The sequence below is a fragment of the Candidatus Velamenicoccus archaeovorus genome (assembly GCF_004102945.1).
GTDB classification, from domain to species: Bacteria; Omnitrophota; Gorgyraeia; order Velamenicoccales; family Velamenicoccaceae; genus Velamenicoccus; species Velamenicoccus archaeovorus.
Window position 1 is genome coordinate 1,367,856 of sequence record NZ_CP019384.1, and the last position, 22,096, is coordinate 1,389,951.

The following is a 22,096-nucleotide window of genomic DNA, read 5'->3' on the forward strand; positions in this document are numbered from 1 at the left end:
AGCAAACTCCAAGAAACAATCACCAAGCAATAACCAAGCACCAAAATCCAATCACCCAACAAAAAATAAAAACCGTGTTTGATCATTTGGCAGCCGTTACCCCAAGACTGCGCTCGTTGCACATTAAGCCTAGCGGCACAAATAGGAAAACGGGCACATCCGGCAATAAGGAGCATCGGACGGATCTGCTTCAAAATTGACGACGGGATCCAACAATTCCCGCATGACGGCCTCCAGGGCCTTTAGGTAGAAAGACATCCCGCGCGCCCGATCTTCCATGGTTTCCGTTTCGTCAAAAAGGGTCCTGATCCCGCCGTCTTTCGACGCATCCCTCAAATGGTAGAGACCGGCATTCAGCGCTTCGGCGCCGGCTGCGTTTTGGATGAGATAAAAATAAATCGGCAGTTGGAACGATTTGACGGCCTTGCGAATGGCCCTGCGCTCAAAAGGAAAATTCTCAAGTTTTCCGGGATTGGCCGGCATCCGGTCTACGGAACCCGTCTTATAATCGACGACGAGAAGGCTTGAGTCATCGAGTCGATCCACCCGGTCGATCCGGGCTTTGAAACGAAAACCCTCGCCATCCAGCCGGACATCGCCGGCCACTTCTTTCTCCAAGGCGACGATTTCTTTTATCCCTCTCTTGGCCTCATTTTCAAGGAACCGCTCCATACGGAAACGGATGACCTCCTGGACGAGAAAAGCGTCCGAGCGCATTCTTTTGCGCAATTCGGCCTCAAAACTCCTGTCAAGCTCTTCAAAAAAAATCTTGCGGAACGCACTGTTCACCACAGGCTTGCGGCCGACAAAGGGTGCAAAGACCCTCTCCAGAAAAGAATGCAGGAAGGTGCCGATATCGGAGGCCTCCAGCTCCTCTGAAACCCCTTCCTTTTCCTGCAGCCCCAGCACATACTGGTAATAAAACCGCAAAGGACAGTTCATGTAGGTGTTGATGCTTGAGGCGGAAAAGCACATTTCTTTAAGAAAAGCTGTATGGGCCTTCTGTTTCTTGGCATGCGCCTCAAGCGGCGTCACCCTGATGCGGAATGCCCCGGCCGAAGGCCGAAGGACGCCGATGTCCTTTTCCTCCTTCTCCTTTTCCCAGACCAGGGCCTCCACAAAACGGCTTTTTTCGCAGGTGTCCCGCTCCTGATAAAAAATGTGGGCCCGTCTTGCCGAAGCCACCAGGCGCATGAACTGGTAACGCTGGATCTCCTCTTCCTTCTCCAGCCGGTTCAATCCCAACTGGATCATGACATCCCTGGGGATCAAAGGTTCGTATACTTTGAGTTTGGGCAGGACGGACTCATTGGCGTCCAGGATAAAGACATCGTCAAAACCCAGGGAGCGCGTTTCAAAGAGCCCCAGGATCTGCAGACCTTTCAAAGGAGATCCGGAAAAAGAAACCATCTGCTCTTGCAGACGCGCTTTAAAAATACGGAGGATCTCCTCCCGGGGGAAATGCTCGCGACAGAATGCAGCCCCGGCCATCTGGCGGCACATGGCGTGCAGCTGCTCGACGATCTTGAGATTAAGGGGATATTTTTCCAGGGGGCTCTTTTCCAGGAGGGCGTCGAGAAAATCCTCAAGGACGGCTGCGAAATCCGCAAACGTCGCTACATGTTCCCAGTTGCCGAAAAGGAGCTTGTGCAGGCCGGCGAAGGCCTTTTTGAGATCGGCTTTCTTGGTGCCGGAATCCATCCTTTCGAGCATCGCCGCGGCGCCCGCATAAAGCCCCTCTTCATCAAAGAGGTCTTTAGGATCGATAAACAGGCTTCCGCCCAGAGACGTCTGGATCGTGCCTGCCAGTATCTCTTCGGCTTTATGGACCAGGACGCGCGTTGCAGCCGCTTCAATGCCCCATTGGAGGTTCTTGACCAAAGGATGGCCTAACACGCCAAGATAATCCTTAACGTAATAGCCCTCGCCCTTACGGGTCTCCTGGGCGCGGAAAATCAGGTCAAGAAGGAAATAAAGGGAACTGCGGGAGACCGGATACCCCATGGACACATTGAAATCGCCGACAAAAGAAGCGATCTCGGAAAGGAACGGCACAAGGGTCGCTGGCTCGGGAAGCACGACAAGGGCATGGCGGTAGTCGCCGCATTCTTTTAATGCCTGACGCGCCATGCCGATCTGCGAATGCAGGTCAAAACCGCAGCTGATCCTGACCTGAGGCCTGCGGGCCGGGGCCACTGGAGGTTCAATGGGGACGCCGAAAACCGATGAAAGCCTTTCCAGAACACTCCATTCGCCGGCCCGGCCCTGAAAGACCATTGTCGAACGTCCTTGCTCATGGAGGGCGCGCATCACTATTTCTTCGGTCCGGTGGAGATAAAAGAAATTGCAGAAAAAGATCCTCTCGAAATCATCCAGCCGCGCCCCTGCCGCCTTGCGCGCCGCCAGAAGATAAACAAACCCGCGGCTGTAGGCCCGGGCCTCTTTCATCTTCCGGTGAAAATCTTCCCGCAGGAGATAAAGCTGTCCCAAAAGCTTATTGATGCTCTCGGGGACGTCGTAACCGATATCTGCATGGGCGGCCACATCCTTCAAAGAAGGATTCTGAATGTCCTCCAGATCAAGTTGCTCGAAGAAGCCGAGGACCTCGCCGGCCCACGGCAGAAAACGCCAGAATTCGTTGCGCCCCTCCAAAAGGAACGGGGATTCTTTTTGAGCAGTCCTATAGATCTCAAAACACGCCTCCAGATCGTTCAAACGGCTGAACCCTTCATCCCGGGATACGAGATGTTCCATAAATTCATCGATGGTGAAGAACCGCGGCGAAAAGCTCGCCTGGCCGACGCGTTCAGCCAACGCCTTTTGGAAGAAAAGCTGCGGCCGGCGCCCGCCGAAGACAAAGGCCAGGCGGGGCCAGGCGGCCGGCGCATAGGCGGCGACGATATCATCGGCCAGCTTGTCGATGAAACGATCGCCCAAATCATAGGTGATCACATTCTTCATAAAACCTCTTCTATGCTCGCGGTGTCGCAAAAAACCAAAAACCCCCTGATGCGCCGGCCGCTGAAAATCTCAGAAACAAGCCCCATATACTCGCTAACCTGCTGGCGCCCTTTTTCCACCTCTTCGTCAGACATCTTGTAATCGACGACCCAGCACTCGTCCGGCCCGGCCAAGAGGCGATCAATGCGCCTGGTGCGCCCCAGGCGGTCGATCACTTCTTTTTCAACCAGGACTTCGCGCCCTTGAGGATAAAAAACAGGCCGGCACGCGGCGGCCTCGACCAGGCGGGCCGCAAGCGAACCGCATGCCTCCATCTCATCGAAATCAGGAAACTCCAGGCTCGCCTTGCGCACGGCCAAATCCAGGATCTTCTTGGGATCCTTACCGCTCAAATCCCCGATATAAGAAAGAATTTTATGGACGACCTCGCCTTTCAACAGCACGCGGCGGCGCCGGATCATGGCACTATCCACAAATTCGTCTTTCAAGTAATGGATCCAATCCTGGTAGGGAGTCGGCGGAATGTCTTCGGGAAACCCAGCCTTCGTCGCGGCCTCAACCCTTGTCTCCGGCAAAGGCTCCCCTTCTTCAACATCGGCGTTTCCCAGGAGACCCGCCGCAAAATTGGGACGGCGGCCGACGCGGGGGACAAAAATATAGAGCTCATCCTTCGCCCGCGTCAACGCCACATAAACACTGTCCAATTCGTCGATAAAACAACGGCCGTATTCCCCGCAAAACGCCTCCTCCAGAAGAGGCGAAAACATCCGCGACTTCTCCGTAAGGCGGATCAAGCTCATCTTGTCATCGCCAGCGGATGCCAAGACGCCTGGTACCTTGACCGCCATCTCCAGGAATGGCAAAATGCACACCCGGAACCCCAACCCCTTGGCCTTGTGGATGGTGAGCACCTTGACCGCATCCGTCTTGGGCGGACGCACGTAGAAAACCTCTGCCCGGCCCGTTTCGAAGAATTCCAGAAAAGAAGCCAATGGACCGTGGTCTTCTTCCGCCTCTTTGATCAATTCCAAAAATCTCATAAAAAACGCCTGTTCGTCGCCAAAAATCTCCAAGCAACGGAACCTGCGCAGGATGCTGATGACAAGCTCGTACAAAGGCACATAACCGACATTGCGGAAGAATTCCTCGATAAAATCCTCCCACGCCTCCGGGAAACGCTCCCGGAACTCCCTGTAAAAATAGATCCCGGCCCTTTTTTCACGTGCCTCGCGGAGACGGAAAAAGAAATCGTGAAGGGCCACTTCCCCTATCCCGCTTACCGCCTGAAATATCCGGCCGAGAATAAAAGACGCGAAGGAAAGATTGTCGATCGGAGACTGGAGGAATTTCAGGAACGAAACGAGCTCCTTGATCAGGGCGTTGTTGCGGATATCCAGGGTCTTCTCCGACTCGACGGGGATGTCCGCGGCGATCAACCATTCGGAGATCGTCTCGACATCTTCATTTTCACGCACCAGGATCGCGATATCGGAGCGGGCAAAGCGTTTCTCAAGATCAACAAGAAGCGCGATAAGTTTTTCGGCCGTGCGCTCGTTTTTCTCATCTTGGGAAGACACCTCAAGATGCCATACGCGCACACACCCCCCCTCCCTGGAAGAAACCGGGAATTGCTCAACCTCTTCAAATACCCGGTAGACCGCCTCTTCGCCCTCTTGCGTCATGGGGAATTTCGTCCTGCCGCTTCTGAGGTCTTGCAAGAAACGCTTGAGGTTCTGCGCCGAAAAAATCCTGTTGGCAAAAAGGACGATCTGGCGCCGGCTCCGGAAATTGTGCCGCAGAAATTCCTTGCGGGAACCGAAAGCATCCAGTTCGCGGGCCACGGCGTCGAAAAGCGACACATCGCCACCGCGGAAACGGTAGATCGCCTGCTTTTTGTCTCCAACATAAAAGAGCGATCCGCCGACCGACAAAGACTCGCGGACCATCCCGCGGATGTTGACCCACTGCAAGGGACTCGTGTCCTGGAATTCATCGACAAGATAATGTTTCAGGCGCGTGGCCAGCCGGTAGTAGAGTTCCGGGACATCGATCTTCCTTTCATCGAGAAGCACATGGGCCTGCCGATTGAGCTCTTCCAAAAAAAGAATGTCTTCCTTGGCGGCCAGGACGCGGACATCCTCCGAAACCATATGAAAAATAGAAATATAGGGGCCGAAAACAAGGATCGCCTCCGCTTCTGCCGCCCGCCGGATATCCTGCCGTATTTTCTGCCATAATCTTTGGACGGTTGCCGGGACACGGCTCTCTTTCTTGGCCGGGAAATCTTCACGCGCAAAGAAATCCGACAACTCCTGGATGGCAAAGCCCGAGCGGGGACGGGCGAGAAATTCTTCTAACTTCCTGGAAAACAACGCATGCACGCCTTCCGGGAGGCTGCGGTGCAGCTTGCGCATATCCGCCAGAATATCCTGTTTAAGCCTGGCGACATCCGCCAGACCCCCTTTCAGGGGCGCAAAGGTGCCGCCGGTGCGGTTGGTCCTCGCATAGAGGTCGCTGGCAACACCCAGGATGTCCTTCTTGGGAAACCAGCCGCTGCGGTTCTCCAGATAAAGATACTGATGAAGAAAATCCAGAAGGGCCTTCTCCACCCTTTTGTCGTGGGACGCGCGGTCCACGAGCGCGTCGACGCCGTAAGCCAGGTAGTCTTCAAACTCCGTCTTGATCTTGAAGCGCGCCGACAGCCCTAATCTGAACGCGCATCCGCAAAGGATGGCATTAATGAAACTATCGATGGTCTGGATCTGGAAAAAATTATAATTTTTGATGATCTGATCCATGACGGCAAAAGCACGGACGCAAGCCTCGTCTTCGGCGACGCCGAGTCCAGACAAAAGCGCCTTCTTCTCGTCTTCGCTGTCAAACCGGCCGAGGGCGATCTTTTTCAGGAGAAGGAGGATCCTCTCCTTCATCTCGATGGCGGCCTTATTGCTAAAGGTGACCGCTAGGATGTGCTTGAGGGGGAATATCTCTTGCCGTCCGCCGGACAAAAAAAGAAGCTCAACATATCTGGCGGCCAGCGCATACGTCTTTCCGGAACCTGCGGAAGCTTCGACAATACGAACCTCTGGAAAACGTTCTTTGGGAGGATTTTGGATGGGCATTTGATTTATTATAGACACTTGTGGGCCGACCTGCAAGCACACAGATAAAGGATATGATCCGATTGATCCACCCGCCACTACTGCGTCCGCCACCACTTCTTCGGCGGACGGCCGACGACTTATATTCACTCAGCTTACGCCTTCTGCATGTCCCGTCTCGCTTAACCTAAATAAAAAAACAAAGGAAGCGCTTCGACCTCGGCGAGCCTCACCATCTCGGCGGGCGTCGCAAGACGTGTTGCGGCTTATCCGCCGCAACAACGACCTCATTAAAAAAAGGGCCCGGTATTTCTACCGGGCCCTCTGGATTTACCGAACCGACGCTAAGCCTTGCGAACGTTTGTGGCCTGCTCGCCCTTAGGACCTTGCTCGATCTCGAACTCAACCTCCTGGCCTTCTTCGAGGGTCTTATATCCTTCGCCTTGAATGGCGCTGTAATGCACGAAGACATCCTTGCCAGATTCAGGAGTGATGAATCCGTAGCCCTTCTGGTTGCTGAACCATTTTACTTTTCCTTTTGCCATTATCTACTACCCTCCTTTCTTACAAATTTTTTCCTGGATCATTACGGCTCATAGATAGTAAATAACGGCAGGGAACACGGTCGTGCAAAACTGCTTTCCAACACCTTCCACTCCTTTATTTACTACTAAACCCCGTTAAAGAACTTTGTTCTCTGGCGGTCTCTTGCCGACGGCGGCTTTCTCTAACGGGGTAAACAGAAAAATATTACGACGGAACATCCCCTCTGTCAAGAAAATCTTGTCTCGCATGCCCTTGGGGATCCGGTCGCTTTTTTAAAACCGGCGATCGGGGACGCCGTTATCCAAAAAGACGACCCGCCAGGCCGTATTGTCGAGCGGCAGATCCTTGGAACTTGTTTTGGCGCAAGCCAAAATACGGTCGGGGCCGCCCAAAAGGGTCAAGGGGATCTTGACGATCAGCGACTTGCCTTCGTAGGCCAGCGTCACATCTTTAGTGCGCAGCCTCCTCAGCTTGTCCCAGACCTGGACCCCCCGCATACCCACGCTGATCCGGATCTTCGGCATCTCGGCAAAATCCTCATTTTTGCGGTAACCGAAAAGATACAGAAAGATGCCGCGGTTCTTGTTGAATCTGTGCCGGAGCGTCAGGCGGACCATGAGATCCCGCCCCTTGACGCCGTAACTCAGGCTTGAGATCTCTCTCTCTTCTTCAACTGCCTCGTCCATTTCCGGATAGATACGCACATCCTGCCATTGGATCGACGAGGCATCTATGCAGGAAACGTGGATATCCGGAAGATCATCAAAAAGTTCATTTTTCCTGGCAAATGTATAGAGATAAGACGGGGCGTAGGCCAACTGGCTCCTGTAACAAGAAATAGCCTGCCTCTTGTTCCAAACCTCCTTATCGGTCAATGCCAATTTCTGCCACTTGATGCCGACGTCTGCGAGGTTTGCCGGCGGCGAGAGTTCCAGCGACGGACGGAATCCTCTCGGCATCGGCCAGCGCACGACGTGCACCAGATAAGTATCCACCTGCGGCGGATCGATCGTACCCTCCAGGTCCCAAAGAACTACGCGCAAAAATAGGTTCAGGGCCCGATGGTCCCTGTTCGTATCAGCAGGGTGAGAGACAAATATCTTTGTCGGCCGGAAATCCATAATGACTTTCTTAAGGTCTTTGATCACGCTGGGACCCGCATAAGGCGCGCCGAAAGAAAAACTGTCTTTATACGGCACCGCCGTCACCCGTGTCAGCATGCTGCGCATCGGCTTGGCGGGATTCCAATACCGCATAAAGATCTCCATCGTCCCGAAATCGGGATATCCCAAAAACGTCAGGTTCTCTTCGCCGAGGCCGAGATATTTCATGGCCCGGACGGCCTCCTTGCGCCGCACCTCGCCCATGTACACAAAGGCCTTCTTGCGAAACACCAGGCGCTTCTCATAAACAACAAAGGACAACTCATTGTTATCGCCGTTGGTGAAATAAACGATCTTGAGGGGGACATGGTTCTGGAGGCAGCGTTGAATAACGCCGCTTGTTGCGATGGCCTCATCGTCCGGATGGGGCGCCAGGATCAAAACCCTGTCTACGGGCAAAAATGGGGGGAGGGCTTCCTCGGATGAGGCGCCGGCGGCCATGGGCGCCGCCGGAAGACACGTCCACAGGTAAACGAAAAAAACCAGGAATGCCTTGCGAAAAAGAATCATATCTTCCCTGCCCCTTGTCCCTTCGGCTGAATCCGGACGATATGTTCGTCGCCGGCCACGTAGAGAACGTCATGACGGTATTCATCGCCCATGAGGCGGCCAAGGCCGTTCACATAGTCCTTGCGCAAAACCGCGTAAGTCTCAGGCCTTTTTTTGAGATAATCCCGCAAGGCCTCGATGGTGTTGAGATATTCCACCGGATGGGGGCTGAAATATCCATCGCCGTTGATATCGATGACGGCGATCTGCCTGTCCGTATAGAACCGTATGCCGCGCGCAAAGAACTTCGAGCAAAGGACAGGCGCGCCCGGATCGGCCTTCTCTCTCAGATAGCGGCCTGCCTCCCTCGAAGAGACATAAGACTCAAAATGCGGACTCATGGAAAGGGCAAAAACCAATAAAAGAGGCAGGAAGGCCGCGGTCATCCAGAAACTCCACGAAAAACGCCGACGGGCGCTTGAGATTATGTAGACAACCAGGTAAGCCGCCAGGATGCCGGCGAAAATAAGGACGGGCGTACGGTCGGTGACATATTGCGGAAACCTGGACGATGCCACAACCATGCCCACGGGAAATGCAAGACAGAAAATGCCAGTCGCAAGATACAGGGCTTTCGGGCCGCGCGCCGGCACCTCCTTGAGGAGACGCACGCAGTGCGTCTCCTCAAGGAAACATCCCGTCATCAAAGCCAGGGCCGGAAAATAAGGAAAGACATAGCTCGTCAGTTTGGAATGCGCAACCTGGAAGATAACGAAGACCACAGCGACCCAGCTCAAAAGGAACCAGAAGAACGGCGGCGCCTGGCGCAGCTTTTTGACAAATCCGGCAAACGCTGCGACAAAAAAAAGGCTCCAGGGAAACATGCTGCCGACAGTCGAAAGAGGATAATAATACCATCTGTCGGCCGCCGGATGTTCGGCTTCGACCAGGCGCCGCCAGTGATCGTTGTAAAAAAATTCATGGACAAAGACATTGCCATAGGTCTTGAGCATAAAGACATACCATGGCAGCGCCAACAGGCAAAAGAGCGCCAACCCCAGCGGGAATCCACCGCCGGCAACCAGGCGGAATTCCCTGCGCAAAATCAGGAACAGCAAGACGGCCGACAAAGGAATGATAAGACCCAGCGGGCCCTTGGTAAGGACCGCCAAAGCGGAAAACGCAAAAAACAGGACCCACCCTATCTGCCGCCTCTTTTCGACCGCATATCCCCACCAAAACGCCAAAAGAGACAAGAGAATAAAGACCGTAAAAATCAAATCCGTAAAAACCGTGCGGGAAAGCCCGACGTAGAGGCCGCAGGACATAAGGACGACGGCCGACACGAAGGCCTTGCGCCCATCACGGAAACCTAACCATCCAAGATAATAAAGTGCGACGACGCCGGCGATGCCGAAAAACGCGGGGAAAAACCTCGCAGCAAAAGGGGTCGCTCCGGCAACGTCAAAGCTCAGACGCAGGAGCCAGAAGGTCATGATGGGTTTTTCAAACTGGGGCGAGCCGAAAAGATACGGCGTCATCCAGCTGTGCTGCTGCTGCATTTCCCTGGCGGTCTGGGCATAAAAAACTTCGTCGGGATTGGTAAGGCTCAATAGCCCGTTGCCTGCCATCAAAAAAACAAACCCTAAAACCAAAAGAATCGAGACAAATTTAATGTTTACCGGAATTTTGGGCATCGTTTAACCTCATCTTCACCAGCTCATCGACCGTGACGAACCTCCACCCCTTCTCCTTGAGACGTTCGATCAGCCTCATGACCGCCAGGACCGTCTCGTCCCTGTCTCCCCCCTCGATGCTAAAAACCCCGCCGCTGTCGTGAAACAGGATGATATCTCCCGGCCGCACGTGATGCATCAAATACTTGATCATATATTTATCGTCAAACGTCACCCAATCCTTGGAATTCAAGGACCAAAGGATGATCTCATAGCCCATGGATCTCACGAGGCGCTTTTCAGACGGCGTCATCCATGCTTTCGGCGGCCGGAAATACTGCGTCCGCACGCCCGTCACCTCCTTAATGATATCTTCTGTGCGGCGGATCTCGCTCTCCAGCTCTTGAGGGTGATAATACAGAAGGACATGGTGATCGTAGGTATGGTTGCCGATCGTGTGCCCCTCACGGGCCACGCGCCTGGCGACATCGGGATACTTTTTGACGTGCTCACCCAGCATGAAAAACGTCGCCTTGACGCCGGCATCCTTGAGCACGTCAAGGATCCGGGGGGTCCACAGGGGAGACGGACCATCGTCAAACGTCAGGGCGACGACCTTTTCTTTGACCCGCTCATGATAGATCGTCCCCTTGCGCACAAGGACGGCCTGGTCAAAGAAAACAACAAAAACCGCCGTCGCCAAAGCGGCCAGAAATATAAGAACAATCCCTATCCTGATGATGCGTCTCATAGTCGCTTCTCCGCGTCCATCCGGTTAAAATTCAGTGGAATCCTCCGGGCCTGCCATGAACAGGACGAATCCAGAGGTTCTCTCCCAAGACAGCACGCATTCCCTGCCGAGGGATTGAAGATACTTTACCAAAAGCCGTCCTGCCGTACAACCAAATTTTTCCGGCCCCTTCTTTACATTCGGCCCCGATTTGCTAAAATGCAAACATGCGCCGCGGGCTTTCTGGAGACCTGGCGCCCCATGACATCATCATCCGTCTGAAGAAAGGAAAAAGCATGATCGACGAAATCAAGATTTCCAGGGCCATCATCGACACTTACAGCAAAAAACTGATCGACCACCTTTCCGTAGATGTGGCGATTGCCGGCGCCGGCCCCTCCGGCATGGTCTGCGCTTACTATCTCGCCAAAAAAGGCAAAAAAGTCGCCATCTTCGAACGTAAGCTATCCGTCGGTGGAGGCATGTGGGGCGGCGGCATCATGTTCAACGAGATCGTCGTCCAGGCACAGGCCAAAAAGATCCTCGATGAATTCGGCATCCGCAGCCGCCTCTGGGAGAACGGCTACTATCTGGCGGATTCCATCGAAGCCACGGCGACGCTGTGCGCGCAGGCCCTCAAAGCCGGCGCGGCCATCTTCAATTGCATGAGCGCCGAAGATGTCATGATCAGGAAAAACCGCGTCTGCGGACTTGTCCTCAACTGGACGGCCGTCGAAATGGCGCGGCTCCACGTAGACCCCATCACGATGCGCGCCTCCTATGTCGTCGACGGCACAGGCCACGACGCGCAAATCGTCCATATCGTCGAAAATAAATCCGGGATACGCCTCAAGACAAAAACCGGAAGGGCCGCCGGCGAAGGCTCCATGTGGGCCGAGATCGCCGAGGCGACAACCGTCAAAAATACCGGCGAAGTGGCTCCGGGCCTCTATGTCTGCGGCATGTGCGCCAACGCCGCTTTCGGCGGACCCCGCATGGGCCCCATCTTCGGAGGCATGCTTCTGTCGGGAAAAAAAGCTGCAGAAGAACTCCTCAAGAAACTCTAGAAACGAAAACGCCCCGCCGGATATCCTTTTCATCCGGCGGGGCGCCGCAGCCCTCCTCTTCCAAAACCTCTCTTCTCACATCGTCATCGGACCGCGGACAATACCGTCATATTCAACAGTCTTCTGTTGTTCCTCCTCTTGTTCTGGACTTTGCGCGGCCTCTGGAACTTCCTGCCCTTGGGCCGGCGCCGAACCAACAGCCGGAACCTCATGTGCCGGAATGTTTGCAGGGGCATCGGCCGGCGACGCTACAACCGGGGAATATCCCGTCTTTTTTTCCATCCAGAAGGCGATAAGCGCCAAGGCCAGGACGACCACCGCCAAAACACATCCTGCTATCAACAATAAATTGAAAGACGTTCTTTTCATGTCAGACCCCTTCTCCTTCCCAGATCAATCTGTCATCCATATGCTGATCGTCCTGGGCCGTAAAACCAGACAGATAAGGAAAATACGGCGGCGTCTTGCCGTTCAGGACGCGCGGATCATAAACAAAATTGCGGCCGTACCCGTGGATGGGCGTCGTCCCGGAGAACTGGCCGAACGCGCCGTAAAAATCCGTGATGACGCCGCCCAAAAGCGTGGCCGTGCCGCGCGGCGCGCCCGAGTCGTAACTATCCACCGTAAATTCCCCGTGAGGCGCCATGATGATGCCGTGGATCTCGACGTTGTTCGGCGCGCTCGTCCCGATGCGCACATCGCCTCCCCAGGCAATGATGCCCAGCATGTTGTCGGCAGCCGTGCCCGTGTCCGGATTGATCCCGCTCAAAGGACTGGCCGTATATTTCTCATAGCGTACATTGTTGGAAACAACAATATCCCGTTCGGCCGACACCGTCACGGAAGAATCTTTTTGCACGGTCCCTGAAAATGACGTGATATCGTCCAAGGAATAAATCAATGTCCCTTCGTTGCCGACGCCGTCCGGCAGGCCCGTATACGTCGACGTGCTGCCGCCGACGGTCTGCACCGTGGTCTGGTTAGCCGTGCGGTTGACCGTGATATTTTTCGTCGTCGACCCCTGCGTGATGGTATAGACGGCGTTATCGCTTGCGTCGACGCTCATCGTCACTCCGGCATCCCCCTTGATCAGGATGCCCCCGGTGAGGGCGCCGTCGCTTTCCGGCACATAGATCCCGTCGGAACCTGGATTGGACATCGTTCCCAGGGCCTGGGTTTTGAGATCGTTCTGCGTCACGGTAGAAGGAAGATTGATCAAACTGTAGCCGCGCGTAAACCCCACATCAAAGATAGGCACGTCCTTCGTGCCATTGGCATCCGCATCCAGCAGGATGGACGCCCCTTCGTTGTAAAACCTGGCCTTGGTTTCATGCTGAGTGACTTCATCCGAGAAATGCCCCGACGGATTATTGGCAAAACTGAAACGTTCGTTCGTCGAGACAGGCCCTGTAAAATTGGTGTTCTCCGTAAACCAGACGGTCGTGCCCGAAGGCGTGGTGTGGTGGCTTGTGAATAATGCAAATTTGGCAAAGTTGGCCCGAAGGACCGTCAAGGTAAACTGTCCCTGCCATAAGCGGATGGTTTTTAGCACAGGGGGATTCACGGCCGAAACGGACCCTTGGGAGCTGATCGTATAAAGATAAGGGAAAATAAATATATCCTGGGCAGGATTCGTAGGCGCGCCGTTGGACGACACCATGAGCGTCGAGGTATAGTTACCGCTGATCCCCGTGTTAAGATCAGGCGCGGTCAACGTCAATGTCGCGGTATCGCCGGATACGGAGAATTGCGGCTGCCCCGTCGCGTAGGCAAAATCCTGCAAGAAACCCAAGGAATTATTCCCTGTCACATATGTCGAAAAGGTGGAGGACGTCCAATGCTGGGTATCGTCTTCCACCCTCCCTTTCAAATCCACGCGGATACGCTTTTTAAGCTCTGCCCGTGCCTGCGCAGCCCCTCCCTCAGCCAAGGCCAGGGATTGCATCGCATATTTCTGGATATCCACCGACGTCTTCTGGGTCAGCGCGCTTGAAAAAAATATGCTCGCCAGGACCAAAAGCACGGCCACCCCCATCAGGACAGCGGCCAGCGCAACTCCTTTTTCATTCTTGTATTTTCCCATAATCTTTCCCTCTTTCATCTTTCCTTCTAAAACTCGCCTTCGGCCGGCTCCTCAACCGTTGTGCCGGCTGAAACCGTCATGTTCAAATTGCGCAGCGTTATTCGGGATTCCCAATCAAAACCGGCCTCTCGCCTGGTTTCTATTTCCATCAAGACGCGCGGGCAGGCATCGGTCACCGCGGCGCACCCCGAACAGCCGCAATCGACAAAAAAGTTTTCTACGGACGTTGCCGCCACGGTTTCGGCGGCCGTCCCTTCCTTCATCAAGAGGCGCGACGCATTGGCAGGATCGAGCTTAAAGGTGACCTTCTGCAAAGACGTCACGATGCCGGAGGCGTTAAAGATGGGACGGTAAAAATCAATGCGCGTGTTATTGGTGATCGACACCGGATAATGCGTGCCGTTGATCACCCAGTCGGGGTTCGCCTCCCTGACCAGCCCCGACAACTTGTCGCCTGCCCGCCGGGCCTCCCGGCTCTCGATGATCTTGCCCCTGCCGATCTCCCAATCCCTGTCGGCATTCCTCAAAATGAGAGCGAACATGGAAAACATGATAAGAAAAATACAAAAAACCACGACCAGCTCGATCAGCGTATGGCCGCGACGGTGCTTTAAAATCTGAAAAAAGACTTTACTTCGCAACAAGACTCACCACCTCTGCGGACGAATCGAGACGGCTGTTGTTGTTGACGTCCTCACCGACATCCAGAGCCCCGTTGAAATTCCTATCTTCCCCGACAGTCCTGTTGAGCCGCGTCGCATAAGACGCGACAAGACGCACCTTTGTCAGCGTTGCCGGATACCCGGAAAAACTGGTGGTCACCTCCACGCGCCCGCGGCTGGACCGATTGGCTGGAAACCCGTAATCGGTCAAATTAAAAGGGCCTGCGGCCGCAGGAATGCTGTCAAAATCCATCGCCCTGATCTCTTCAAGCCTGGCCAGGAGGCTGTTGCTGGCCAAGGCATGGTCCCGCTGCATGTCCGTCAGGACGAACATGCTGACATACGTCAACAGCAGACCCGACAACGTCACGGCAAGGATCGCCAACGCCAAGACGACCTCTATCAGAGTGAACCCTGCCGGATAACGGCGCGACGCCTCTGTTTTCTTCCGAGACATCGGCAAAAAGCACAAAAAACTTGAAACAGAACCCGGAACCCGAAGCTTCTTCTCCGGGGAAGAAAGCCTTTTCTCCCGTCCTGCACCGACGCAAGAGACCGCGGCTGCTCCCCCGCGCTCATCGCCGCCGCGCCCCTCCAGTCCCGATCCCGGAGAGTCCGCCCTATCGAAAAAATCTTTTCTCTCCATATATAAATTATATAATTTTTGCCGTTGTGTTACAATGCCAATCGCCCGCAGGCCCCGCTTCTCGAATAATCTCCATAAGAAGACCCGGGATCCCGGCGGGCCTCCGCAAAAAACTGCGCATTCTCATACAAGCCTCATCCCCCCTGCCAGTCTCCTGGAACCCCACGGAGGATTCCCTCCCAAAGACAACCGCATTTCCGCCACTACAACTTAGGCGGACCCGCCGATCTTTAGCGGCGGGCATCTCCGGCCCTGGCCTTGCCCTGCCGAAGGCGGGGCAGGCCGCCGAGACCGGGGAATTCCGGCCGGGGGATTAAAATCTAAAAAGCAGAAAAACCTGTCGGAAAAATTCACTTCGAGGATGGAGCGGCCGTTGAGACAAACCGTAAAACTGCGCCCGTTGAAGGAAATCCTGTTCCCTGCCTCGATGGTCCGCATGATCCTGAGGACTTTTTCATCTTCCGGCCCCAGGGCCCCTGTTTCCAGCAAGAGCGGAGTAACACAATTTACGGCCGCGTATCGGATCGTGCCGCGGCGCATGGAGACAGAAAACCTGACGTAATTCCCTGACCGGAAAACAAGAACAGGCGCTGCCAGACCGGACATGAGTTTTTGCGCAAGGCCTGGCCGATAAGACTCATAGAAGGAAAGAACCTTATCTGCCAGCTCTATGGAAGAAGGACAGTCTAAACGACAGGGCCAGTGAAATATCAAGGGGTGGCCGGCGTAACGGTTCAGGCGTGCGTCCGGCTGCCAATAAAGCCGGCTTGCATAAGAAGAAGACGGGAACCGCCCAAGATAGTCTTCGACATCGCAAATGAAAGACCAGGGATTACCCTGGGCCCTGAACCTCGCGACACAACACGACGGGTATCCCAGGAGGCGGCCGTACTCACGGACATGCCGGCGCCGCCGAAACACTCCGTCGTGAATATCGAACAACCTTTCGACGTCTTGACGCCTGCGGGAAAAAATGATCTTAACATTCTTCCCAAGCCGGAGCACCCGATAATACAAAAATAGGCGCTTCAAAAGAACCGCCAGGTTCCTGATCGCCGTCATATCCGTCTGCGGCAAACCGTCAAAAGTCCCCGAAGGTTTCAATCCGCCGTAGACTTGCAAAATAAAAAGCTTGTGGCTGTCCGGCAACGGGACCGTTGCGGCGATGCGGCGGAAATCTTCGGCTATGCGCCTCTCCTCCTGCGAAGGGGAAAAATCTCTCCTGGACATGGATTTTCAAAACAGAAAAGGCCGCCCTTGGAAGAGGACGGCCCTTCTGCCGCTTACGGCATCTGTCGCTTCAAAACAAAAAGCCGCGGCCACAGCCTTCATTTTATGAGTTTATTGTAAAGCCAGGCAAACAGCAGACCGCCGATCAAGGCGTCAAAAAATGCCCATAGGGCGCCCACCAAACTCCCCAGGATCGTCGGATTATAACCGACATAGGCCCCGGAAAGAAGGGCCACAAACCCCACGGCCCAGCCGGTCAGCATACAAAGGATCGCTATCAGAAAAACCCCAACGGCCCAGACGATGCCCGCCGCTAACCCGAAAGCTTTCACATTAAGCTTCATGGCATTTCTCCTTTTGGTCTATGCAACCGGCCCAGGTTATGCGTCTTTCCCCTTGATCAACAGATAGAACAACACCGCCAGAAGCACCGTCTGAAATTCAATGCCGCCCATCGGATGGGATGATGAAGGCAAAAAACTCCATTGTCCCCAATGGATCATGTAGATAGCGGCCGCCATCACGGGAATAATGAGGAGACTCCCCACGCGCGTCGTCCACCCCCGGTCGTTGACGCAACCGCCGATAAGGATCAAAACCGATCCCATGGTTTCGCATACGGGAACAGCCAGGGCGATAAGCCATGGGAGCTTCATCATAGAAGCAAATATGGAGATAGTCGGGAATTTGGTCAAACCGTGAAACAGAAAAACAGCGGCAATGGCCAACCGCAAAAACCAATGGGCCTGTTTCTTGACCATTTCCATAAAACCTCCTTAATTCCGCCTCTGGCGGATTAACCCCTGCCTGCCCGCCGGGCAGGCGAGCCTGCGCCAGTCCATTTCATGAACGCCTCTGGCGTTTGTGAGTGAAATGGACAAGCGCCCGCCACCACTGCGTCGGCGGGCGTCCGCCGAAGAACTAGTGGCGGACGTTTTGGCCAGGGGTCTTTCTTTTAAAAATCCTTCCGCCTCCGGCAAAATTAGGCCCTTCGCTTATTTGGTATTGCGAAGGCCTACCCTTTCTGGGTTAGACCCTCCGCTATGTGGTTACCCGACTCTATCGGATGAGTCGGTATGCCGCTTTCTGCGGCATGCGGAGACCTACCCTTTCTGGGTTAGGTCCTCCTCTATGTGGAATGCGGAGACCTACCCTTTCTGGGTTAGGTCCTCCTCTATGTGGAATGCGGAGACCTACCCTTTCTGGGTTAAGCCCTATACCGAAGCGCTCCTCCTTACAAATACGTCAGGATCTTGTCGAGCACCTTGCGCGAAGCATCTTTGTCGCCGGGCACGCCGACACGGATGTCCAGGCGCGACTCCGTCGTCGACACAGGACGGATGTCGATCCAGAAGGATCTTCCGTCCGTATAATCTCCCACGAACTGGACGACATCCTCCTTGACGGTTTCCTTGGTGACCAACAGTCTCATCGCGGCCAGGGCGGACTTGGTCGCCTTCTGAGTCTTCGCGAACGAAGCATTGACCTGCTGGGTAAGCTTGCCGCCGAGCCATGTGGCTGTCCCGGCCCCTCCTGCGGCTCCGGCAACGACAGCCACGCATCCGGCCAGATGTGCCGAAACCACGCCGACGATCAACATCCCCCATATCCTCTTAAACATAAAAACTCCTTTCTTAAGACGGCACAAAGAGAAAACGGCCTAAAACCAGTTTTTGCGTTTGAAATACGCCACCATCGAGATACCGACGAGGGCCATGAAGCCCAAAACGCTGTAATACCCCAGAGGATGGTTCAGCTCCGGCATATGCTTGAAATTCATGCCGTAGATGCTGGCGATCAAGGTCAGAGGCATCATGATGGTCGCGATCACCGTCAGCGTCTTCATGATCTCGTTGAGACGGTTGGAGACGACCGACACATAGGCTTCCATCGCGCCCGCAATGACCTCGCGCGACGTGCCCACGATATCATTGAGACGGATAAGGTTGTCGTAGATGTTGCGGAAATAAACGGAATTGGACGGCGATATCCATTCGAAATCGCCCCGCTGGAGCAGGCTGATGACATCGGCTTGCGGGCCGATCGTGCGGCGCAACGATATGACGTCGTTCTTGAGATGATAAATCTTCTTGAGCGTCTCCTGGGTCGGGTCGCGGAAAAGCTCGTCGCTCATCTCATCCACCAAGTTGTCGAAATCATTGATCACAGGAAAATAGCTATCCACGCAAGAATCAAGGATCGAATACAACAGCATGTCCGCGCCCTGCAGAAGGATCGGGGATTGTTTCCTGATACGGTCTTTGCAGACGGACAAAGACGGAACGGGCTGCATATGGCAGGTGATGAGATAGTTCTTGCCGAGACAGCAATCCAGCTCCAGAGTCTTGACCTTGCCGTGCAAGCCCGCATCATGGGACTCAAGGGCGAACATGACGAGAAACATATAGTCTGCGAATTTCTCGACCTTGGTCCGCGCGCTCGGCATAATCAGGTCTTCGACGGTCAAAGGGTGCAGATTAAAAACGGAAGTCAACAGGTCCACGTCCGCGTCGTCGAGGTCCATCAGATCCAGCCACAAAAGCGTCCGGCTGTCCTTGATAACTTCTGCCACTCCTTCAGCCGTCAAGTCCGTCTGCAGCCCTTTGTCCGGATGATAAGCAAAGACTTCGAACATATCGACCTCTCGCGGGGGTTGTGATTCTTTTTTAGTCTAATCTCAAAGATAATGGGAGTCAAGCGATATCACGGAACGATGGAAAAAATTTGTGCGCGAGAAACTGCTGTGCGCCGTTACACAAAGACAAGCCCGTCTTTCATCTTTATAACACAACGCCCTGGAGGAAATTAAACAGATAACCCGTAACGATGATCGCGATGGTGGTCAGGCCGAAAAAGACAAGGATGAGATGAAGCCGCATGGCCCGTCTGAGCATGACGGCCTCCGGCAGACTTAAAGCCGCGATGGCCATCATAAAAGCCAATGCCGTCCCCAGGGGAATGCCTTTCTGGAAAAGGACGATGGCAACCGGCACGATCGCCGCACAACTGCCGTACATGGGCACGCCCAGGAGGGTCGCGACGGGGACGGAAAAAAATCCCGTCCGGGCCATGATCGAATGGACCGCCTCCTGGGGCACATAATTATGGATCAAGGCCCCCAGCGCCACTCCCGCCAACACCCACAACCAGATCTTGTGGACAATGGTCGACGATTCCCGCCAGCCGTAGGCCAGCCTATCCCTGAAGACAATACAGGGAGGATCTTCGGCGCATTCGGCGCGGCGCCTGGCCAGGTCGCTGACGAGGTATTTTTCAAGGCCCATCCTCCCAAGAATGAAACCCGTGACTGTGCCGATGGCCAACCCACTGGCCACATAGAGCAGCGTTATCTTCCAACCGAAAAAGCCCAGCATCAACACGACCAGATATTCGTTGACCAGAGGCGAGGTGATCAAAAATGAAAGGGCGACTCCGAGAGGCAGGCCCGCCTCCATAAAACCCAAAAACAACGGGATGGAAGAACACGAGCAAAACGGCGTCACCGCACCGAAGAGCGCGGCAAAAAAATGCCCCCCTATGCCCTCTCTGTCCATCCAGCGGCGGATCTTTTTCTGCGGCAGATATGTCCTCAGGACGCCGACGACAAAAATCAGGAAAAAAAGAAGGATCAGGATCTTTGCGGCATCATACACAAAGAAGTGCGCCGCGCCTCCCAGGCGCGTCGCCGGATCCAACCCCAGGATCCCGTAAACCACGACATCCACCAGCTTCAGCAGCACGATGGGCCTTTCTTAGCGTCGCCCTTGCGGCAGCAGCAGCCGGCCCGGGCCTTTTGCTGGAGTTTATTGTCCATGGCCTCGAACCATCGCGACCAGAATCCTTTCTTTTTTGCCTCGGGCTGTTTATTTTTTTCTTCCATAACGCCTCTCCTTCCTCTTGCAACGGCACAACTCCGTACGGTTGACATGTTTTATTTTCCCGGCGTCCCGGACAATGTCGGTATCGTCATCCAGCCTGCCCTGGAGATCCTTCAACAGTCTCCCGGCATACCCGTCCGCCTTCCTCAAATGATAGTTCGTCCAAAAACCATCCTGCGCGCTCGCCACCAAGCCCGCCGCGCCGAGTTTCTTCAAATGCCTGGAAACGGCCGGCTGGGTCACGCCGAGGATATAGGCCAGCTCGCAGACGCACATGGGGCGCCTCTGCAACAGCTTGATGATCCGGATGCGGTTTTTGTCGGCCAGGGCCTTGAACATCTTCTCCAGGTCTTTCATGGGGTCCCCATAAATTGCATAACCATTTTGTTATATAATTATAACACGCCCGCGCCGGCCGTCAAGGATAAAAAAAGACACGGCGCATCCGGCTTCCTCCCCTGGACGGAAAAACAGTAAACCCATATTCCCCGGACTAAAGGACGGAGCTTTAGGCCGCGCAGAGTCAAAAAAATGGGAATCTCCTCTGGCGCAGACGGCAGCCAAGCGATATGATATTTGCGAAGCTCCTGCGGCACGCCTGCCTGTTCGTCTCAAGACAAGCAGGCAGATCCGGTCGGCGGCTTCTTTTTTCTCGTTGGATAGCGAAAACCTGCGCCAAACCTTCGTCCCCGGACAGCCTAGAATCCGGGGCTTTCGGGTACATGGCAAAAGACGGTCATAAAGGAGGAAACATGAAAAAGCATGCCTTGGTCATCCTGCTGTGTTGTGTCGGTTTTCTTGTCGCGCCCCTTGCATTTGCCGCCGGCAACAAGATGGGCGGATGTCCCATGATGCAGAAAATGGACAAGATGGGACCGGAAGAGGAATTCTATCTCAGGGCCTTTTTCCTTTTGTCCCATGCCGATGAGATCGGACTTAGCGACGACCAGCTCGAAAAGATCGGGGCCCTCAAGCTGAAGATCAAGAAGAGCCTGATCATGGAAGACGCGCAAATCGAAACGCTGGCGCTCGATATCGCCGACGCCCTCAGGCAAGACCAGCTGGACGCCAAGAAGATCGACGGCCTTGTGGACAAAAAATACGACCTGAAGAAGCAAAGGACAAAAGAGATCATTCAAGGATACATCGACCTTCGGGACATCTTGACGAAAGACCAACGGGACAAAATGAAAAAAATAAAACCTGCCTCCATGATGGGCGGGATGAAAACCATGGGCATGATGAAGATGGGCGGCGGCGCCCCCAAGGAAGACGCCGGCATGATAGGGCAAGAAACCGAACAATGATCTATCCCGAACAAAGAAAAAATCCGGGCCTTTGACCCGGATTTTTTCTTTTATCCGTTCTCCAAGCCTACGGAAGGCATCAGGCCGCTTTGGGAAGCCTTAACAAAAGATACATGTTCTTCAAAAGAAGGACGCACCCCGTCAGGCAGAAAACGAGTCCGATGCCAAAAACAACCTCTTCGGCCACGAGGGTATTGAACACCTTGTGCGGCAGCTTGATCGTTTCGATCGCCACCTCCATGAAAAGCCCGATCAGCAAGTAGTTCAAGCCGTAAAAATGGCAGACGGCATCGGTCCTCTTCTGCCCGTCATCCAGATATTGCGGATAAAGCTTGAAGAACTTCATCAACGTATCCCTCTCTTCCAGGGCCACGCCGTAAGCCACAAAAATCGTCGCGATCCCGTCGAGGAGATTTTCAATAGAGAGCGCATCATTACCGGCCCGGAAAAAAAGGATAAACGCATCATAGACCACCCCGAGGGTGATGAAAAACAGAAGGCCGTTCAAAAAAATAATGGTCCGCCTGTGGGTCAGCGCCAGGGGAATATTCACAAAA

21 protein-coding genes are annotated in these 22,096 nt (G+C 54.4%); 2 read left to right on the plus strand and 19 right to left on the minus strand.

The window, feature by feature from the left end; all coding sequences use genetic code 11:
- Nucleotides 1–129: 129 nt before the first annotated feature.
- The 6 genes from BU251_RS06200 to BU251_RS06225 form a co-directional block, all read right to left on the minus strand.
- Entirely contained in the window at nucleotides 130–2,961 is a 2,832-nt protein-coding gene (locus BU251_RS06200; protein WP_128700190.1) for a PD-(D/E)XK nuclease family protein, read from the minus strand.
- Nucleotides 2,958–6,083 (minus strand): UvrD-helicase domain-containing protein, encoded by a 3,126-nt coding sequence (locus BU251_RS06205; protein ID WP_128700191.1) that lies wholly within the window; start codon nucleotides 6,081–6,083, stop codon nucleotides 2,958–2,960. The genes BU251_RS06200 and BU251_RS06205 overlap by 4 nt, the downstream gene beginning before the upstream one ends.
- A gap of 323 nt (nucleotides 6,084–6,406) precedes the next feature.
- Nucleotides 6,407–6,607 carry a cold-shock protein gene (locus tag BU251_RS06210; protein WP_128700192.1) on the minus strand — a complete coding sequence of 67 codons (201 nt, stop codon included), beginning with the start codon at nucleotides 6,605–6,607 and terminating at the stop codon, nucleotides 6,407–6,409.
- A 273-nt stretch (nucleotides 6,608–6,880) separates the two neighbouring features.
- A complete protein-coding gene (locus tag BU251_RS06215) occupies nucleotides 6,881–8,281 on the minus strand; it encodes a PIG-L deacetylase family protein (protein WP_128700193.1) in 1,401 nt (466 codons plus the stop codon).
- The gene (locus BU251_RS06220; protein ID WP_128700194.1) at nucleotides 8,278–9,957 is read right to left on the minus strand and encodes a phospholipid carrier-dependent glycosyltransferase; all 1,680 of its coding nucleotides are present in this window, start codon (nucleotides 9,955–9,957) and stop codon (nucleotides 8,278–8,280) included. Before BU251_RS06220 ends, BU251_RS06215 begins: the two co-directional genes overlap by 4 nt.
- Nucleotides 9,932–10,687 (minus strand): polysaccharide deacetylase family protein, encoded by a 756-nt coding sequence (locus BU251_RS06225; protein ID WP_128700195.1) that lies wholly within the window; start codon nucleotides 10,685–10,687, stop codon nucleotides 9,932–9,934. Before BU251_RS06225 ends, BU251_RS06220 begins: the two co-directional genes overlap by 26 nt.
- 275 nt (nucleotides 10,688–10,962) lie before the next feature.
- Here BU251_RS06225 and BU251_RS06230 point away from each other — a divergent pair, with 275 nt between their 5' ends.
- Nucleotides 10,963–11,733, plus strand: coding sequence for a sulfide-dependent adenosine diphosphate thiazole synthase (locus BU251_RS06230; RefSeq protein WP_128700975.1), 771 nt, complete (start codon nucleotides 10,963–10,965; stop codon nucleotides 11,731–11,733).
- Between the two features lie 75 nt (nucleotides 11,734–11,808).
- On the opposite strand, the gene BU251_RS06235 is transcribed toward BU251_RS06230, so the two are convergent.
- The 12 genes from BU251_RS06235 to BU251_RS06285 form a co-directional block, all read right to left on the minus strand.
- Nucleotides 11,809–12,102: a hypothetical protein gene (locus BU251_RS06235; RefSeq protein ID WP_128700196.1), complete on the minus strand. Its 294-nt coding sequence runs from the start codon at nucleotides 12,100–12,102 to the stop codon at nucleotides 11,809–11,811.
- 1 nt (nucleotide 12,103) lies between these two features.
- Nucleotides 12,104–13,834, minus strand: coding sequence for a DUF4900 domain-containing protein (locus BU251_RS06240; protein WP_128700197.1), 1,731 nt, complete (start codon nucleotides 13,832–13,834; stop codon nucleotides 12,104–12,106).
- An 8-nt stretch (nucleotides 13,835–13,842) separates the two neighbouring features.
- Nucleotides 13,843–14,460 (minus strand): type II secretion system protein, encoded by a 618-nt coding sequence (locus tag BU251_RS06245; RefSeq protein ID WP_128700198.1) that lies wholly within the window; start codon nucleotides 14,458–14,460, stop codon nucleotides 13,843–13,845.
- A complete protein-coding gene (locus BU251_RS06250; RefSeq protein ID WP_128700199.1) occupies nucleotides 14,447–15,124 on the minus strand; it encodes a prepilin-type N-terminal cleavage/methylation domain-containing protein in 678 nt (225 codons plus the stop codon). The genes BU251_RS06245 and BU251_RS06250 overlap by 14 nt, the downstream gene beginning before the upstream one ends.
- A gap of 210 nt (nucleotides 15,125–15,334) precedes the next feature.
- Nucleotides 15,335–16,354 carry a hypothetical protein gene (locus tag BU251_RS06255; protein WP_128700200.1) on the minus strand — a complete coding sequence of 340 codons (1,020 nt, stop codon included), beginning with the start codon at nucleotides 16,352–16,354 and terminating at the stop codon, nucleotides 15,335–15,337.
- Between the two features lie 98 nt (nucleotides 16,355–16,452).
- On the minus strand, nucleotides 16,453–16,698 hold the full coding sequence (locus BU251_RS06260; RefSeq protein WP_128700201.1) for a bacteriophage holin: 246 nt from the start codon (nucleotides 16,696–16,698) through the stop codon (nucleotides 16,453–16,455).
- 36 nt (nucleotides 16,699–16,734) lie between these two features.
- Nucleotides 16,735–17,121, minus strand: a complete 387-nt coding sequence (locus BU251_RS06265; RefSeq protein ID WP_128700202.1) for a DoxX family protein — start codon at nucleotides 17,119–17,121, stop codon at nucleotides 16,735–16,737.
- 467 nt (nucleotides 17,122–17,588) lie between these two features.
- Nucleotides 17,589–17,975, minus strand: a complete 387-nt coding sequence (locus BU251_RS06270; protein WP_128700203.1) for a DUF3568 family protein — start codon at nucleotides 17,973–17,975, stop codon at nucleotides 17,589–17,591.
- 39 nt (nucleotides 17,976–18,014) lie between these two features.
- Nucleotides 18,015–18,989 (minus strand): magnesium/cobalt transporter CorA, encoded by a 975-nt coding sequence (corA, locus tag BU251_RS06275; protein WP_128700204.1) that lies wholly within the window; start codon nucleotides 18,987–18,989, stop codon nucleotides 18,015–18,017.
- 145 nt (nucleotides 18,990–19,134) lie between these two features.
- On the minus strand, nucleotides 19,135–20,094 hold the full coding sequence (locus BU251_RS06280; RefSeq protein WP_128700205.1) for a permease: 960 nt from the start codon (nucleotides 20,092–20,094) through the stop codon (nucleotides 19,135–19,137).
- Nucleotides 20,085–20,234 (minus strand): hypothetical protein, encoded by a 150-nt coding sequence (locus BU251_RS09435; protein WP_164908893.1) that lies wholly within the window; start codon nucleotides 20,232–20,234, stop codon nucleotides 20,085–20,087. Before BU251_RS09435 ends, BU251_RS06280 begins: the two co-directional genes overlap by 10 nt.
- Nucleotides 20,218–20,589 carry an ArsR/SmtB family transcription factor gene (locus BU251_RS06285; protein ID WP_128700206.1) on the minus strand — a complete coding sequence of 124 codons (372 nt, stop codon included), beginning with the start codon at nucleotides 20,587–20,589 and terminating at the stop codon, nucleotides 20,218–20,220. Before BU251_RS06285 ends, BU251_RS09435 begins: the two co-directional genes overlap by 17 nt.
- A gap of 395 nt (nucleotides 20,590–20,984) precedes the next feature.
- On the opposite strand from BU251_RS06285, the gene BU251_RS06290 reads away from it, so the two are divergent.
- Nucleotides 20,985–21,539, plus strand: coding sequence for a Spy/CpxP family protein refolding chaperone (locus BU251_RS06290; RefSeq protein WP_128700207.1), 555 nt, complete (start codon nucleotides 20,985–20,987; stop codon nucleotides 21,537–21,539).
- Nucleotides 21,540–21,618: 79 nt separating this feature from the next.
- Here BU251_RS06290 and BU251_RS06295 read toward each other — a convergent pair whose 3' ends face one another.
- Nucleotides 21,619–22,092: a hypothetical protein gene (locus tag BU251_RS06295; protein ID WP_128700208.1), complete on the minus strand. Its 474-nt coding sequence runs from the start codon at nucleotides 22,090–22,092 to the stop codon at nucleotides 21,619–21,621.
- Nucleotides 22,093–22,096: the final 4 nt, after the last annotated feature.

What these genes read in the sequence shown, in the direction of transcription:
- BU251_RS06210 (WP_128700192.1), bottom strand. Translation starts at nt 6,607, where the DNA reads ATGGCAAAAGGAAAAGTAAAATGGTTCAGCAACCAGAAGGGCTACGGA.
- BU251_RS06225 (WP_128700195.1), bottom strand. Translation starts at nt 10,687, where the DNA reads ATGAGACGCATCATCAGGATAGGGATTGTTCTTATATTTCTGGCCGCT.
- BU251_RS09435 (WP_164908893.1), bottom strand. Translation starts at nt 20,234, where the DNA reads ATGGAAGAAAAAAATAAACAGCCCGAGGCAAAAAAGAAAGGATTCTGG.
- BU251_RS06285 (WP_128700206.1), bottom strand. Translation starts at nt 20,589, where the DNA reads ATGAAAGACCTGGAGAAGATGTTCAAGGCCCTGGCCGACAAAAACCGC.
- BU251_RS06205 (WP_128700191.1), bottom strand. Translation starts at nt 6,083, where the DNA reads ATGCCCATCCAAAATCCTCCCAAAGAACGTTTTCCAGAGGTTCGTATT.
- BU251_RS06240 (WP_128700197.1), bottom strand. Translation starts at nt 13,834, where the DNA reads ATGAAAGAGGGAAAGATTATGGGAAAATACAAGAATGAAAAAGGAGTT.
- BU251_RS06260 (WP_128700201.1), bottom strand. Translation starts at nt 16,698, where the DNA reads ATGAAGCTTAATGTGAAAGCTTTCGGGTTAGCGGCGGGCATCGTCTGG.
- BU251_RS06270 (WP_128700203.1), bottom strand. Translation starts at nt 17,975, where the DNA reads ATGTTTAAGAGGATATGGGGGATGTTGATCGTCGGCGTGGTTTCGGCA.
- BU251_RS06290 (WP_128700207.1), top strand. Translation starts at nt 20,985, where the DNA reads ATGAAAAAGCATGCCTTGGTCATCCTGCTGTGTTGTGTCGGTTTTCTT.
- BU251_RS06250 (WP_128700199.1), bottom strand. Translation starts at nt 15,124, where the DNA reads ATGGAGAGAAAAGATTTTTTCGATAGGGCGGACTCTCCGGGATCGGGA.
- BU251_RS06200 (WP_128700190.1), bottom strand. Translation starts at nt 2,961, where the DNA reads ATGAAGAATGTGATCACCTATGATTTGGGCGATCGTTTCATCGACAAG.
- BU251_RS06265 (WP_128700202.1), bottom strand. Translation starts at nt 17,121, where the DNA reads ATGGAAATGGTCAAGAAACAGGCCCATTGGTTTTTGCGGTTGGCCATT.
- BU251_RS06235 (WP_128700196.1), bottom strand. Translation starts at nt 12,102, where the DNA reads ATGAAAAGAACGTCTTTCAATTTATTGTTGATAGCAGGATGTGTTTTG.
- BU251_RS06230 (WP_128700975.1), top strand. Translation starts at nt 10,963, where the DNA reads ATGATCGACGAAATCAAGATTTCCAGGGCCATCATCGACACTTACAGC.
- BU251_RS06255 (WP_128700200.1), bottom strand. Translation starts at nt 16,354, where the DNA reads ATGTCCAGGAGAGATTTTTCCCCTTCGCAGGAGGAGAGGCGCATAGCC.
- BU251_RS06215 (WP_128700193.1), bottom strand. Translation starts at nt 8,281, where the DNA reads ATGATTCTTTTTCGCAAGGCATTCCTGGTTTTTTTCGTTTACCTGTGG.
- BU251_RS06220 (WP_128700194.1), bottom strand. Translation starts at nt 9,957, where the DNA reads ATGCCCAAAATTCCGGTAAACATTAAATTTGTCTCGATTCTTTTGGTT.
- corA (WP_128700204.1), bottom strand. Translation starts at nt 18,989, where the DNA reads ATGTTCGAAGTCTTTGCTTATCATCCGGACAAAGGGCTGCAGACGGAC.